At 67.4% G+C, this 14451-nt stretch carries 13 protein-coding genes; 6 read left to right on the top strand and 7 right to left on the bottom strand.

The annotated features are described in order from the left end of the window. Window positions 1-51: 51 nt before the first annotated feature. Both AO057_RS02235 and AO057_RS02230 read left to right on the top strand, forming a co-directional pair. A complete protein-coding gene (locus AO057_RS02235; RefSeq protein WP_057674093.1) occupies window positions 52-534 on the top strand; it encodes a methylation in 483 nt (160 codons plus the stop codon). Window positions 535-553: 19 nt separating this feature from the next. Continuing rightward, complete coding sequence (locus tag AO057_RS02230) at window positions 554-3373, top strand: EAL domain-containing protein (protein ID WP_057674092.1); 2820 nt, start codon at window positions 554-556, stop codon at window positions 3371-3373. On the opposite strand, the gene rocF is transcribed toward AO057_RS02230, so the two are convergent. Beyond that, entirely contained in the window at window positions 3350-4297 is a 948-nt protein-coding gene (rocF, locus tag AO057_RS02225) for an arginase (protein WP_057674091.1), read from the bottom strand. The genes AO057_RS02230 and rocF overlap by 24 nt on opposite strands. A gap of 24 nt (window positions 4298-4321) precedes the next feature. Here rocF and AO057_RS02220 point away from each other — a divergent pair, with 24 nt between their 5' ends. After that, on the top strand, window positions 4322-4942 hold the full coding sequence (locus AO057_RS02220; protein WP_057674090.1) for a phosphoribosyltransferase: 621 nt from the start codon (window positions 4322-4324) through the stop codon (window positions 4940-4942). 4 nt (window positions 4943-4946) lie between these two features. Here the strand turns inward: AO057_RS02220 and AO057_RS02215 are convergent, their stop codons facing one another. Then, a complete protein-coding gene (locus AO057_RS02215) occupies window positions 4947-5600 on the bottom strand; it encodes a dienelactone hydrolase family protein (protein WP_240480719.1) in 654 nt (217 codons plus the stop codon). Between the two features lie 208 nt (window positions 5601-5808). Here AO057_RS02215 and AO057_RS02210 point away from each other — a divergent pair, with 208 nt between their 5' ends. Further along, window positions 5809-7785, top strand: a complete 1977-nt coding sequence (locus tag AO057_RS02210; RefSeq protein ID WP_057674088.1) for a methyl-accepting chemotaxis protein — start codon at window positions 5809-5811, stop codon at window positions 7783-7785. 39 nt (window positions 7786-7824) lie between these two features. On the opposite strand, the gene AO057_RS02205 is transcribed toward AO057_RS02210, so the two are convergent. From AO057_RS02205 to AO057_RS02190, 4 genes are all read right to left on the bottom strand, one after another. Then, window positions 7825-8796, bottom strand: coding sequence for a Bug family tripartite tricarboxylate transporter substrate binding protein (locus AO057_RS02205; RefSeq protein WP_156404454.1), 972 nt, complete (start codon window positions 8794-8796; stop codon window positions 7825-7827). A 333-nt stretch (window positions 8797-9129) separates the two neighbouring features. Then, window positions 9130-9855 (bottom strand): LrgB family protein, encoded by a 726-nt coding sequence (locus tag AO057_RS02200; protein ID WP_057674087.1) that lies wholly within the window; start codon window positions 9853-9855, stop codon window positions 9130-9132. A 4-nt stretch (window positions 9856-9859) separates the two neighbouring features. Then, window positions 9860-10213, bottom strand: a complete 354-nt coding sequence (locus AO057_RS02195) for a CidA/LrgA family protein (RefSeq protein WP_057674086.1) — start codon at window positions 10211-10213, stop codon at window positions 9860-9862. Window positions 10214-10300: 87 nt separating this feature from the next. Next, the gene (locus tag AO057_RS02190) at window positions 10301-11803 is read right to left on the bottom strand and encodes an FAD-linked oxidase C-terminal domain-containing protein (protein ID WP_057674085.1); all 1503 of its coding nucleotides are present in this window, start codon (window positions 11801-11803) and stop codon (window positions 10301-10303) included. Between the two features lie 92 nt (window positions 11804-11895). Here AO057_RS02190 and asd point away from each other — a divergent pair, with 92 nt between their 5' ends. Both asd and AO057_RS02180 read left to right on the top strand, forming a co-directional pair. Beyond that, window positions 11896-12744: an archaetidylserine decarboxylase gene (asd, locus tag AO057_RS02185; protein WP_057674084.1), complete on the top strand. Its 849-nt coding sequence runs from the start codon at window positions 11896-11898 to the stop codon at window positions 12742-12744. A 16-nt stretch (window positions 12745-12760) separates the two neighbouring features. After that, the gene (locus AO057_RS02180; protein WP_057674083.1) at window positions 12761-13915 is read left to right on the top strand and encodes an aminotransferase class V-fold PLP-dependent enzyme; all 1155 of its coding nucleotides are present in this window, start codon (window positions 12761-12763) and stop codon (window positions 13913-13915) included. Window positions 13916-13973: 58 nt separating this feature from the next. On the opposite strand, the gene AO057_RS18185 is transcribed toward AO057_RS02180, so the two are convergent. Further along, the coding region (locus AO057_RS18185; RefSeq protein WP_256380077.1) for a Bug family tripartite tricarboxylate transporter substrate binding protein at window positions 13974-14451 on the bottom strand (478 nt) is incomplete at its 5' end.

Here is a 14451-nt window from a genome sequence, read left to right as displayed (position 1 = left end):
CCCGCTGGCGCAAGCGCGCCCGTTACATAAAATTACAATCTAGGTCTGACCATGTACCCCACGTTTGCCACCACGGCGCCCCGCCGATCCACCGGACTGACCGTCATCGAGCTCCTGCTCGTGGTGGCCATGATCGGCGTGCTGGCGGCACTGGCCCTGCCCAAGTACCAGAGCTACCAGGAGCGGATCAGGCAGACCCACGCCATCCAGGACATCACGGTTCTGCAAGCCCTGATCCGGGACTACCAGCTCAACAACGGCAGCTATCCCGCCTCGCTGGCCGAGATCGGCAACAGCGGCCTGCTCGACCCCTGGGGCCAGCCCTATGCCTACCAGGAACTGATGAGCGTGCATGGCAAGGGCCTGGCGCGCAAGGACCGCAAGCTCAATCCGCTGAACTCCGATTTCGACCTCTATAGCCGGGGCAAGGATGGCGACTCGAAGACGCAGCTGACGAACAAGGTCAGTCTGGACGACGTCGTGCGGGCCAATGACGGTGCGTTTGTCGGCCTTGCTGCCGACTACACCCGCTGAGTCCGGTACCGCGACCGCCATGTTCCCGCTGCTCAAGCTCCCCATCCAAGGGCTCTTCCTGCGCAGCCAGGTGGCACGGCGCGTGTTCCTGCTGTTCCTGTTGTCGGCCCTGATCCCTGCCCTGCTGCTGGCGGTGCTGGCCTATTGGCACATGCGCACCATGGACGAGCAGCACGTGAACCGCCAGCTGGCCCTCGAAGCGGGCAACTACACCAGCGGCTTGTACGAGCGGCTGCTGGGCGCCCATTTCATGCTCAGCGTGCAGGCCGCCGGATTGCGCCAGGGGCTGACGGTGGCCGACACCAGTCCGGACCGGGCCCATCGTGTGTTCAAGCGCATCAACGTGCATGAAAAGGCGCTGTCAGACAGCCCGCAGGACGCGGCCCTGGGCGAGCGCCTGCAGCAGCCGCAGGCACTCGCCCATCTGGCGCGCAGTGACAGCGTGTTGCTGACACTGCCCGATGCTGCGGGGGCCCGCATCGAGCTGGCGACGGCCATCGATCCCGCGCAAGCCGCCCGTGGTGTGCTGCTGGCCGAACTGGAGCCGGAGCATGTCTGGGGCGATGCCGATGATCTGGCGCACCAGACCCAGGCCTGCGTGCTGGATGCCGCCGCTCAGGTGCTGTACTGCTCCGACATGCAACTCATGGCCGTCGCTGCCGACATCGCTGCGCAGGGCCTGGACCAGACCACGGGGACCAGCGGCGTCTGGCAGTTCAACACCCGCCGCCTGTTCCTGCGTGCCCGCTTCGCGGTCGACGACTGGACCGTCATCACGCTGCGCCCGCAGGGAGCGAGTGATGCCGGCTGGGGCCGGCTGGCCTATTACTTTCTCGGCATCATCCTGCTGACCCTGCTGCTGGTGGCCCTGCTCAGCGGGGTGCAGCTGCGGCGCATCCTGGTGCCGCTGGAGCGGCTGATCGATGGCACGCGGCGCATCGCGCGTGAGGAATTCGCACAGCCGGTCATGGTGCGGCGGGACGACGAGTTCGGCCAACTGGCGCAGGCCCTCAACAAGATGGCGGCCCGCCTGGGCCGGCAGATGGGCACGCTGCGCGCCCTGGCGGAGATCGACCACGAGATCCTGTCGCGTGTGGACATGGAGCAGATCATCTCCCGCGTCCAGGAGCGCCTGCACGAACTCTGGCCGAAGGCCGTGACCAGCATGGTGGTGTTCGACCAGCAGGCTGCCGACTTTGGCATCGTGCATCTCTACTCTGGCGTGAATGACGTCACGTCCAAGATGCCCAGCCGGCTGGAGCCCTGGCTGCTGGAGCAACTGGCGCGCGACTACGACGGCATGTGGTTCGACGTCGGTGGCGGGGAACTGCCTGATTTCCTGTCCATGGTGGCCGACGCCGGCGCGCGGCGCATCCTGGTGCTGCCCATTTTCTGGAACGAAAAAGTCAGTGGCCTGCTGGCCATCGGCCTGCTGGAGCCGCGCGAGTTCAGCAACGAGCTGGTGCAGCAGGCGCGCGACCTGGTCAACCGCATCGGCGTGGCCCTGGCAGCCCATGCGCGCGACGAGCAGCTCAAGTTCCGCGCCTACCACGACGCCCTGACCGGCCTGCCCAACCGGCCGCTGCTGGTTGAGCGCCTGAACCAGGAGATGGCCCACACGCGTCGCAATGGCAAACAGCTGGCCGTGCTGTTCATCGACCTCGACCGCTTCAAGAAGATCAACGACAGCCTCGGGCATGAAGGGGGCGACCGCCTGCTGTGCCAGGTGGCCGAGCGCCTGACCTCATGCACGCGCGAGGGCGACACCGTGGCCCGCATGGGTGGCGACGAATTCGTCGTGCTCTTGCCCGACCTGGGCAACGCGCAGCTGGCAGCGCGCCTGGCCAGCGAGATGCTGGGCTTGCTGGCCGAGCCCTTCATCATCGAGGGCAGCAGCAACTACGTGGGTGCGAGCATCGGCGTGGCCATCTTCCCGGACGACGGCAGCATTGCGCCGGAACTGCTCAAGAAGGCCGACATGGCCATGTACCGGGCCAAGGCCACGGGGCGCGGGCGCATCATCTTCTTCGAGGAGAGCATGAACATCGTCCAGCAGGAGCAATCCGTGCTGGAGCGCGAGCTGCGCCAGGCCATAACGCGTGGGCAGCTCTCGCTGCGTTACCAGCCGCGCATACGGCTGAGTGATGGCAAGCTCTCGGGCGCCGAGGCGCTGCTGCGCTGGTTGCATCCGGAGCTGGGCTGGGTCAGTCCCGAGAAGTTCATCCCGTTGGCCGAGGAAGTCGGGCTGATCGACGAGATCGGGGGCTGGGTGCTGCGCCATGTCTGCGAACAGCTGGGACATTGGCAGACGGCGGGCTACCGCATCACCCTCTCCGTCAACGTCTCGGGTCGCCAGCTCAAGTCGGGACGTCTGGGCCAGCAGGTGCAGCAGTCGCTGAACGAGAGTGGCGTGGTGCCGGCCGCACTGGAGCTCGAGGTCACGGAAGGCACGCTGATCGACAACATCGAGGAGGTGGGTGAGCAGCTCGGCCAGATCAAGCAGACCGGCGTCGGCATCGCGCTGGATGATTTCGGCACCGGCTACTCTTCGCTGAGCTATCTGCAGCGGCTGCCGATCGATATCCTGAAGATCGACCGCTCTTTCATCCGGGAGCTGGGTCGCAGCGACGGCGCCGGCAGCATCGTGCACTCCATCATCGCGCTGGCGCATGCCCTGGGCAAGACGGTCGTGGCCGAAGGCGTGGAGAGCGAAGAGCAGGCCGAGTTGCTGCGCATCTGGCAGTGCGAGCAGGCCCAGGGCAACCACTACAGCCTGCCGATCACGGCCGCCGAACTCGAAGCACTGATGACCCCTTCACGTCCGGCCGAGATCGCCTGAGGCGCGGCGGGCCGGGCCCGCACCCAGCAGCGCGGCGATCAGGTCGAGCGCATGGCGGGTCGTCCGCTGGTCCCGATCCAGCGCCGGGTTGAGTTCCATCACGTCCAGCGAGCCCAGCCGGCCGCACCGCGCGATCAGCTGCAGGCACTGGCGGGCCTGCTCCAGGCTGGCGCCACCGGCCACCGTCGTCCCCGTGCCGGGCGCGACCTCGGGGTCCAGGAAGTCCAGGTCCAGGCTGACATGCAGATGCGCGTTGGCAGGCAGATCCTTCAGTGCGTGCGCCATCACGGCGTCCGCGCCCTCTGTGCGCAAGGTGTCCATGCCGCTCACCTGCAGCCCCAGGCGCTGCACCAGCTGTGCCTCGCCCGGGTCCACGCTGCGCACGCCGATCAGGCGCAGCTCGGACGACACGAGCGCCGGGACGCGGCCGCCCAGCCCGCACAGCTCCATGGGGCCCACCCCGCACAGGCAAGCTACCGGCATGCCGTGCAGATTGGCGCTGGGGCTGGTGCGGCGGCTGTTGCAATCGGCATGGGCGTCGAACCAGAGTACGCGCAGAGGCTGGCCGCTGGCGCGGCAGTGGCGTGCCACGGCGCTGATGGAGCCGATGGCCAGGCTGTGGTCGCCGCCCAGCAGCAGGGGCAGGCGTCCCCGGTCCAGCGCCCGGGTCACGGCATCGTGCACGGTCCGGTTCCAGGCCGTGACCTGCGCCAGGTTGCGGTAGCCGTCTGCCACCGTCTGTACCGAGGGTGTGGGGCCGTCCAGGTTGCCAGCATCGTGCATGGACCAGCCCAGCGCACGCAAGGCCGCTGCTAGCCCGGCCCCACGCAGGGCGCCAGGCCCCAGACGGGCACCCGGCACTCCGGCCCCGGCATCGGCCGGCGCTCCGATGAGTTCGATCTCGTGCTTCAATGCAGTTGGCATGTGGCCATTTTGCGGGAGACAAGCATGTTCCGTGATCGAATTCAAGCCGCCGAGCGGCTGGCCGAACAACTCGCTGCCTACCGGGGCCAGCGGCCGCTGGTGCTGGCCATCCCGCGCGGCGCCGTGCCCATGGCCAAGGTCATTGCCGAGCGCCTGAAGGGCGATTTCGACGTGGTGCTGGTGCGCAAGCTGCGCGCACCCGGCCAGCCCGAACTGGCGATCGGCTCGGTCGACGAAAGCGGTTGGACCTATATGGCCCCCTTTGCTGCCAGCACAGGGGCCGACGCGCAGTACATCGAAGCGGAAAAGCGCCAGCAGCTGGAGACCATACGCCAGCGCCGCGTCCAGTACACCCCCTTGCGCGCGCACATCAATCCGGCCGGCCGCACCGTGATCGTGGTCGACGACGGCCTGGCCACCGGCGCCACCATGATCGCTGCCCTGCACGGGTTGCGCCAGCAGAAGCCGGCCAAACTGGTGTGCGCCGTGCCAGTGGCGCCGCCCGATACGCTGGAGAAAGTGCGGACGCTGGCCGACGAGGTGGTGTGCCTGGAGACGCCCGAGTGGTTCCAGGCCGTGGGCCAGTTCTACCAGAACTTCCAGCAGGTGGAAGACGAGGAAGTGATCGCGCTGTTGAAGGATTAAAGGGTTATTTCCAGTGCCGACCGAACCAGTCGGCGGCCTGGCGCGCCACCTCGTCCAGCGCGCCCGGCTCCTCGAAGAGATGGGTGGCGTCCGGGATCACCGACAGCTCCTTCTCGCACTGCAGCTTCCCGTAGGCCACGCGGTTGAGCTGCAGCACCTCGCTGTCGGCGCCGCCCACCAGCAGCAGCGTGGGGGCACGCACCTTGGCCAGCTCGTGTGCGCCGGCCAGGTCGGCGCGGCCGCCGCGCGAGACCACGGCCTGGATGTCCTCACCCAGGGCGGCTGCCGCCTGCAGAGCTGCGGCGGCACCCGTGCTGGCGCCGAAGTAGCCCAGCGGCAGGTGCCGGCTGGCCGGTGTATGCAGCCGTACCCAGCCGGTGGCAAGCAGCAGGCGGTGGGTCAGCAGTGAAATGTCGAAACGCGTGTGGTAGTCCAGGTCCTCGCTCAGGGTCAGCAGATCCAGCAGCAGCGTGCCGCTGCCTTGTGCATGCAGCACACGCGCCACATGGGTGTTGCGCGGGCTGTGACGGCTGCTGCCGCTGCCGTGCGCGAACAGCACCAGGCCATGCGCACCGGTGGGCAATTCGAGCAGGCCTTCGATGTGCACATCGTCGGCCGGAATGCGCAGCAACTCCTGCATATCGATGCTCCGATCCATGAGCGGGGTGCGCCGGAGACCCAAACGACGGTTCCGGCACTGCCGAAGAACGTTACTGCGCGGCGGGGGCTGCGTCAACCGTGGCAGGGCAGGGCTGTCCCCCCGTGGTGCAACTTGCCGCAAATACGGCCCTTTTCCACTATGCGATGCAGGTTTCCTTATGCAGAATGTTCCTCGGGGCTTCGTTGCCCGGAAACTGGTGAACCGCATGAGCACTTCGAAATTGACAGGTTGGCGCGATCTGAGCCTGGCCGCCAAACTTCCCCTCAGCCTCTTTGCGGTGGTGGGCGTGGTCTTTCTGGCTTTTGTCCTGGGCATCGGTTATGCCCTGATGAACTCGGTCGAGCAGCGCGCCAGCGAAGACGTGGCGGTGAAGACCCGGCTCATCGTCGACCTGATCGACGCTTCCGACAAGGACCTGCGCCTGCGCGCGGCGGCGCTGGCCAAGGCCCTGCAGGTGCGGCTGGCCGGGCGCTTCGAACTCGATCCGGCAATCACCGAGGTCAACGGCAAGCCGGCGCCGACGCTCAAGCTCGATGGCAAGGTGCTGAACATGGACTTCAGCGTGGCCGACCAGTTCACCCAGGCCACCGGCGCGGTGGCCACCGTGTTCGCCAAGACCGGCGACGACTTCATCCGTGTCACGACCTCGCTCAAGACCGACAAGGGCGCACGAGCCATCGGCACCCTGCTGGACCGCGCCCACCCCGGCTACAAGGCCACGCTGGAAGGCAAGACCTACAACGGCCCCGCCGTGCTGTTCGGCAAGCCCTACATCACCCAGTACGACCCGATCGTGGACGCGCAGGGCAAGGTCATCGGCCTGTCCTTCATCGGGCTCGACTACAGCGACTACCTGACCCAGCTCAAGAACACCATTCGCGGCATGAAGATCGGCGAGTCCGGCTACTTTTATGTCATGGATGCGCGCCCGGGAGCGAGTTACGGAAACCTGCTGGTGCACCCGGTGGCCGAGGGCAAGAACCTGCTGGACGCGAAAGACTCGGATGGCCGCGAGTTCCTCAAGGAAATCCTGGAGCGCAAGAACGGCGTGATCCACTACCCCTGGATCAACAAGGAGCGCGGGGAGACCCGTGCGCGTGAAAAGGTGGCGGCCTTCTCTCACTTTCCCGGCTGGCAGTGGGTCGTCGTGGGCGGCACCTATGCCGACGAATTCACGGGCGACGTGCGCCGCCTGCGCAACCTGTTCGGACTGGCGGGTGCGGTGCTGGTGCTGCTGATCGCCGGCATCGTGTATGTCTTGATTCGACGCATGGTGATCACCCCGCTTGCGCAGGTGGGGCAGGCCGCGCATGCCCTCGCCGAGGGCGACCTGACGGTGCAGATGCAGGTGGTCCGGCGTGATGAGGTGGGCCGTCTCATGGAGGAGATGAACCTGATCGGCACCGGGCTGGCCAAGGTGGTTTCACGCGTGCGCCAGGGCAGCGAATCGGTCTCCACCGCCAGCGCCGAGATTGCCCAGGGCAACCAGGACCTGTCGGCGCGTACCGAAAGCCAGGCCAGTTCGCTGGAGGAGACGGCAGCGTCCATGGAGCAGCTCGGCTCCACGGTACGCCAGAACGCCGATAACGCCAGGCAGGCCAACCAGCTGGCACAAAGCGCCAGCACCGTGGCGGTCCAGGGCGGCGAAGTCGTGGCCGAGGTGGTCGGCACCATGAAGGGCATCAACGACAGCGCGCGCAAGATCCACGACATCATCAGCGTGATCGACGGCATCGCCTTCCAGACCAACATCCTGGCGCTCAATGCCGCGGTAGAGGCCGCGCGGGCCGGCGAGCAGGGCCGCGGATTTGCCGTGGTGGCTTCTGAGGTGCGCTCGCTGGCCGGGCGCAGTGCCGAAGCCGCCAAGGAGATCAAGAACCTGATCACCGACAGCGTGCAGCGCGTCGAGCAGGGCAGCGCCCAGGTCGATCAGGCCGGTGCCACCATGAACGAGGTGGTGGCCGCCATCCGGCGCGTGACCGACATCATGGCCGAGATCAGTGCGGCCAGCAGCGAGCAGAGCCAGGGCGTGGCCCAGGTCGGCGAGGCGGTGACGAACATGGACCAGGCCACACAGCAGAACGCCGCGCTGGTGGAAGAGATGGCCGCTGCGGCTGGCAGCCTGCGCGCCCAGGCGCAGGACCTGGTGCAGACCGTGGCCGTCTTCAGGCTGAACGCCTGAGTACAGCTTGCGGGCCGGCCCGCGGGGGCCGGCGTCACGTCACTGCGCCTGGAAGCCGCTGGCCTTGATGATGCGCGCCCAGCTCTCGCTGTAGGCGCGCTCGCGCTGGCCCAATTGCTCGGACGTCATGTGGCCCACGCTCAGGCCCATGGCGGTCAGGCGCTCATGCACCTCGGGCAGGGCGATGACCTTGGCCAGCGCGGCCGAGTAGCGCTCCAGGGTGGCCTTGGGCGTGCCCTTGGGCGCGAAGATGCCGTAGTAGGGCAGGTCCTCGAAGCCGCTCAGCCCCAGTTCGGCAAAGGTCGGCACCTCGGGCAGGATGGCCTGGCGTTTGGTGCCGATCACGGCCACCATGCGGATCTTGCCGGCCTTGTGGTTCTCGATGAAGTCCGGCACCGAGCCCACGCCGGCAGCGATCTGGTTGCCCAGCATGTCGCCCATCATGGGGGCGCTGCCGCGGTAGGGTGCGGCCTGCAGGTCCAGGCCGTTCTTCTGGCCCATCACCTTGACCAGGAATTCGGGCACCGAGGCCGGGGCCGGCACGCCCACCGTGCCCTTGCCCTTGCCGCTCTCGCGCACCCAGGCCAGGTACTCCTTGTAGCTTTTCGCCGGCGTGCCGCCCGACAGGGCCAGGCCGTTGACGAAGGTGGCGAAACCGGCCACCGGCACGAAGTCCTGCGCCGGGTCGAAACCCGGGTTCTTCATCGTGAGCGGGATCACGGTGATGGTGTGGTCGTGCGAGAGGAAGAGCACCGTGCCGTCGGCCGGCGCGGCCTTGAGCGCCTGGGCGGCCAGCTGGCCGCCGGCACCGGCCTTGTTCTCGACGATGACGTTGGCGCCCAGCTGGTCCTTGAGCTTCTCGGCCAGCACGCGGGCGATGGCGTCGGTGCCGCCGCCGGGCGGGAAGCCCACCATGATCTTGATGGTGGCGGGTTCGGCCAGGGCCTGGCCGGCGAAAAGCAGGGCCGCTGCGGTCAGGCCCAGGGTGCGGCGCTTGAGATTCAGGAACATGGTGTCACTCCAGTGTTGAAAAAGAATGGGGCAAATTCTGCACCAGCTCGCCCCCGGCCTGGCTAAGAGCCTGTTTGCGATCTGGAAGGGGTCGCGTTGGGACGCAATCGGGATGAGTTGCTCGCCCAGTCCCGCCGCATGGGCTGGCCGCCCATGCAAGGGGATGGGTGGGCAAATCGCCCGATTTCGTCCCAACCCGCAGGGCAGTTGTCTTTTCGGGCGGTCTGCGGCGTTGCAATGCTTGCCCATAGTGAACTATGGGCTGCACACCGCGCCTTGCATCCCATCCCGAAAAGACATCTGCGCGGCCCCTTCCAGATCGCAAGCAGGCTCTTACAGCAGGCGGAACACCAGCGGGATCAGCAGCGAGGCCAGCACCACCTGCAGGCCCATGGCCAGCCCGGCGTAGGCACCGGCATCGGCGTTGACCTGCAGCGCGCGCGCCGCACCCAGGCCGTGCGAGGTGGTGCCCAGCGCGAAGCCGCGCGCCATCCAGCCGGGCTGGGTGGTGGAGATGCGCAGCAAGTCGAACAGGTATTTGCCGCTCAGGGCGCCGATGATGCCGGTGAGCACGGCAAACACCGCGGCCAGCGCGGGGATGCCACCGATCTTCTCGGCCACGCCCATGGCCACCGGCGCCGTGACCGATTTGGTCGTCATGGACAGCACCACGTCGGTGGGCAGGCCGAAGGCCAGGCCCAGCACCCAGGCCGAGCCGGCCGCCGCCGCACCACCGATGAGGGCCGCCAGCAGCAGCGGGGCCCAGCGTGCGCGCAACTCCACGCGGCGCTGCCACAGCGGCCAGGCCAGCGCCACCACGGCAGGCCCGAGCAGGAAGTGGATGAACTGTGCCCCCGAGAAGTAGGTGGGGTAGGGGATGCCGGTGAGCAGCAGGACACCGGCGATCACCAGCACCGTCCACAGCACCGGGTTGGCCCAGGGCGCCTGCTGGCGTGCCGTGTAGAAGGCATGCGCCAGCACGTAGACCGCGATGGTGGCCGTCAGGCCGAACAGCGGCGTGCTGGAGAGGTAGACCCAGAGCTGGACGAAGTTCTGCATGAGATTACTTCTGCTGAGCTTGTTGCTTCATCAGCGCGCGCAGCACCAGCGCCGTGACGGCCAGGCCGATCCAGGTGGACAGCACGATGACGGCGAGCATGCGCCCGCCGTATTCGCCGATCAGGCCCAGGTGGGTCATCACGCCCACGCCCACCGGCACGAAGAGCAGCGAGAGATGGGCCAGCAGGAAATCGGCACAGGCCGCCACCGGTGTGCGCACGGCTTCGAAGTACAGGGCGGCGAGCAGCAGTACCAGGCCCACGACCGGGCCGGGAAAGGGCAGGCGCAGCGCGTGTGCGAGCAGCTCCCCGGCGGATTGCAGGACCAGCAGCCAGGCGAATCCGCGCAGGGCGTTCATCGACGATCAGACCTCCGCCGGGCCGTTCCCAAGGAGGGCTGTTCCCCCTCGGGGGGACGCGACCGCAGGGAGCTAGGGGGCCACATCCTAGAAGCGAGGCAGGTCCGGGTGGCTGATCTTGCCGCCGCGCACCAGCATCTTGCCGTACTCGGCGCAGCGGTTGTGCGTGGGGATGACCTTGCCGGGGTTGAGCGTGCCCTGCGGATCGAAGGCGCGCTTGAGGGCCAGCATCTGCGCGTTTTCCTCGGTGCTGAACTGCACGCACATGGAGTTGAGCTTTTCCACGCCCACGCCGTGCTCGCCCGTCACCGTGCCGCCCATGGCCACGCTGGTCTCCAGGATGTCGGCGCCGAAGAGTTCGCAGCGGTGCAGCTGGTCCGCGTCATTCGCATCGAAAAGGATCAGCGGGTGCAGGTTGCCGTCGCCCGCGTGGAAGACGTTGAGGCAGCGCAGCGCGTATTTCTGCTCCATCTCCTGGATCGCCAGCAGGATGTCGGCCAGGCGCTTGCGCGGGATGGTCGAGTCCATGCACATGTAGTCCGGCGCCAGGCGGCCGCTGGCCGGGAAGGCATTCTTGCGCCCGCTCCAGTACTTCAGACGCTCGGCCTCGTCGCGGCTGACGGCAATGGCGGTGGCACCGGCTTTGCGCAGCACCTCGCTCATGCGGCCGATTTCCTCTTCCACCTCCTCGGGCGTGCCGTCGCTCTCGCACAGCAGGATGGCGGCGGCGTTCAGGTCATAACCTGCGTGCACGAAATCTTCCACCGCGGCCGTCATGGGCTGGTCCATCATCTCCAGCCCGGCCGGGATGATGCCGGCGGCAATCACCGCGGCCACCGCGTCGCCAGCCTTGCGCACGTCGTCGAAGCTGGCCATGATGCAGCGCGCCAGCTGCGGCTTGGGCACCAGGCGCACGGTGACCTCTACCGTCACCGCCAGCATGCCCTCACTGCCGATGAAGACGGACAGCAGGTCATAACCCGGCACGTCCAGCGCTTCCGAGCCGAACTCGATGGGCTCGCCTGCCACCGTGTAACCACGGACTTTCAGCACGTTGTGCACGGTCAGGCCGTACTTGAGGCAGTGCACGCCGCCCGAGTTCTCGGCCACGTTGCCGCCGATGGTGCAGGCGATCTGGCTGGACGGATCGGGCGCGTAATAGAGCTTGTAGGGCGCGGCGGCCTCGCTGATGGCCAGGTTGCGCACGCCGGCCTGGACCACGGCCGTGCGGCTGACGGGGTCGATCTTCAGGATCTGGTTGAACTTGGCCAGGCTCAGGGTCACGCCCATGGCGTTGGGCATGGCGCCGCCCGACAGGCCGGTGCCGGCGCCGCGCGCCACCACCGGCACGCCCAGGGCGTGGCAGGCCTTGAGCACGCCCTGCACCTGCGCCTCGGTCTCGGGCAGGGCGACCACCAGGGGGCGCTGGCGGTAGGCGGTCAGGCCGTCGCATTCGTAGGGGGTGGTGTCCTCGGCCTGCCAGAGCAGGGCGTGGGCCGGCAGCACGGAAGCCAGGGCCTGCACGACCTGCGACTGGCGCTGGGCGCGCTGCAGGGCGTCGATCTGCGGGGTGGAGGCTGGGGCGTTCATGAGGACGATTCTAGGCCCAGCCCGTGCCCGCGGGCAGACCCGCTTCCCTATAATTCGCCTCTTCCCCACTCCTGCTCCTGTGGCAGCTGCCCATGTCCGACCGTCTTGCGGTGCTGCCCCAGTACCTGCTGCCTAAAAAGGCCATCACTTCCTTTGCCGGCCTGGTCGCTGGTTCCGCCATGGGGGGCGTGACCACGGCCATCATCCGTCGTTTCATCCGCCGCTACGACGTGAACATGGCCGAGGCCGCCAATCCCGATCCGGCCAGCTACCCCACGTTCAACGAATTTTTCACGCGCGCCCTCAAAGACGGCGCCCGCCCGCTGACTGACGCCCACTGGGTCTGCCCGGTGGACGGCGCCATCAGCCAGTTCGGCCCCATCGAACGCGACCAGATCTTCCAGGCCAAGGGCCACCGCTACAGCACGCAGGCCCTGGTGGGCGGCGACGCCGCGCTGGCGGCGAAGTTCGAGAATGGCCACTTCGCCACCCTGTACCTGAGCCCGCGCGACTACCACCGCATCCACATGCCCTGTGACGGGACGCTCACGCGCATGATCTACGTGCCGGGCGAGCTGTTCTCGGTCAACCCGACCACGGCGCGTGGTGTGCCCGGCCTGTTTGCCCGCAACGAGCGGGTGGTCTGCATTTTCGACACGGCCCACGGCCCGCTGGCCCTGGTGCTGGTGGGCGCCACCATCGTGGGCAGCATGGCCACGGTCTGGCATGGCCTGGTCAACCCGCCGCGCCGGCCCACCGTGACCGGATGGCACTATGAGGGTCAGGGTATTGAGCTGAAACAAGGTGCGGAAATGGGCCGTTTTCTCCTCGGGTCTACCGTGGTGATGCTCTGGCCCCAAGGCCCTACGCAATTCAACCCGGACTGGGCGCCCGCCCGCCCGATCCGGCTTGGTGAGAAAATGGCCAATTCAGTGTCCTGAAACAACGGAGTTATATATGCCAGGTCTTCTGCCCAACGTGGATCCCGATGGACTGCTCGAGTTCTCGGTGGTCTACACCGACCGCGCCCTCAACCACATGTCCAAGCGCTTCCAGGGCGTGATGAAGGACATCTCCGGCATCCTCAAGGAAGTCTACAAAGCCAAATCCTCGGTGCTGGTGCCCGGCAGCGGCACCTTCGGCATGGAAGCCGTGGCGCGTCAGTTCGCCACCGGCAAGAAGACCCTGGTCATCCGCAATGGCTGGTTCAGCTACCGCTGGACCCAGATCTTCGACATGGGTGGCATCCCGGCCTCGTCCACGGTGCTCAAGGCCCGTCGCGTGGGCACCGGCTCCCAGGCCGCCTGGATCCCCTGCCCGGTCGAGGAAGTGGTCGCCACCATCAAGGCCCAGAAGCCCGACGTGGTGTTTGCCCCGCACGTGGAAACCGCCGCCGGCATGATGCTGCCCGACGACTACCTGCGCAAGGTCACCGACGCCGTGCATGAAGTGGGCGGCCTCTTCGTGCTGGACTGCATCGCCTCCGGCTGCATGTGGGTCGACATGCAGGCCACCGGCGTGGACATCCTGGTCAGCGCCCCGCAAAAGGGCTGGAGCGGTTCGCCCGCCTGCGCCATGGTCATGCTCAGCGAGCGCGCCCGTGCCGCCATCGACGGCACCACCAGCACCAGCTTCGCGGCCGACCTCAAGAAATGGCTGCAGATCATGGAGGCCTACGAAAACGGCGGCCACATGTACCACACCACCATGCCCACCGACGCCCTCACGCGCCTGGACGAGGTGATGCGCGAGACCAAGGCCTACGGCTTCGACAAGGTCAAGCAGGAGCAGATCACCCTGGGTGCCAAGGTGCGCGACCTGCTGGAGGCCCGCGGCTTCGTCAGCGTGGCCGCCGATGGCTTCAAGGCCCCGGGCGTCGTGGTGAGCTACACCACCGACCCCGAGATCCAGAACGGCAAGAAATTCCTGGCCCTGGGCTTGCAGACGGCCGGTGGCGTGCCGCTGCAGTGCGACGAACCGGCCGACTTCAGCACCTTCCGTGTCGGCCTGTTCGGCCTGGACAAGCTGCACAACCCGGACCGCAGCGTGGCGCAACTGGCGGGCGCGCTGGACAAGCTGGGCTTCAAGGAAAAGGCCACGGCTGCGGCCTGACCAGGCAACATAAAAAAAGGGCCTCCATCGGGAGGCCCTTTTTGCTGGCGGCTCAGGATCAATCGATCTTCATGTCGCGGATCACCGGCCTGAACTGGTCCATCTGGCGCCGCAGCATGGCGTCCTGCTCGGCCGGGGACGAGCCCACCGGTTCCGCCCCGAGATCGGCCAGTCGCTTGGCGACCTCCGGGTGGCGCACCGCGGCGGCCACTTCCCGTTGCAGGCGCTCGATGATCTCCTTCGGCGTCTTGGCTGGCGCGAACAGGCCGTTCCAGCCTTCCAGTTCGAGCGAGGGGAAGCCGGATTCGCGCACCGTGGGCACCTCGGGTAGGCCGTCGATGCGCTTGGTGGCCGTGGTGGCCAGTGCGCGCACTGTGCCGGCACGGATCTCCGCCAGCGAGGAGGACAGCTGGTCGCCTCCGAACTGGATGCGGCCGGCCAGCAGTTCCTGCTTCAGCGGCGCGGCGCCCCGGAAACCGATGTGCTGCATCTCGATCTTGCCATCACGTTTGAGGGCCTCGCCCAGCACGTGCATG

The sequence above is a fragment of the Curvibacter sp. PAE-UM genome, from assembly GCF_001432305.1.
GTDB lineage: Bacteria > Pseudomonadota > Gammaproteobacteria > Burkholderiales > Burkholderiaceae_C > Hylemonella.
This window is presented reverse-complemented; position numbering and strand designations above follow the sequence as displayed.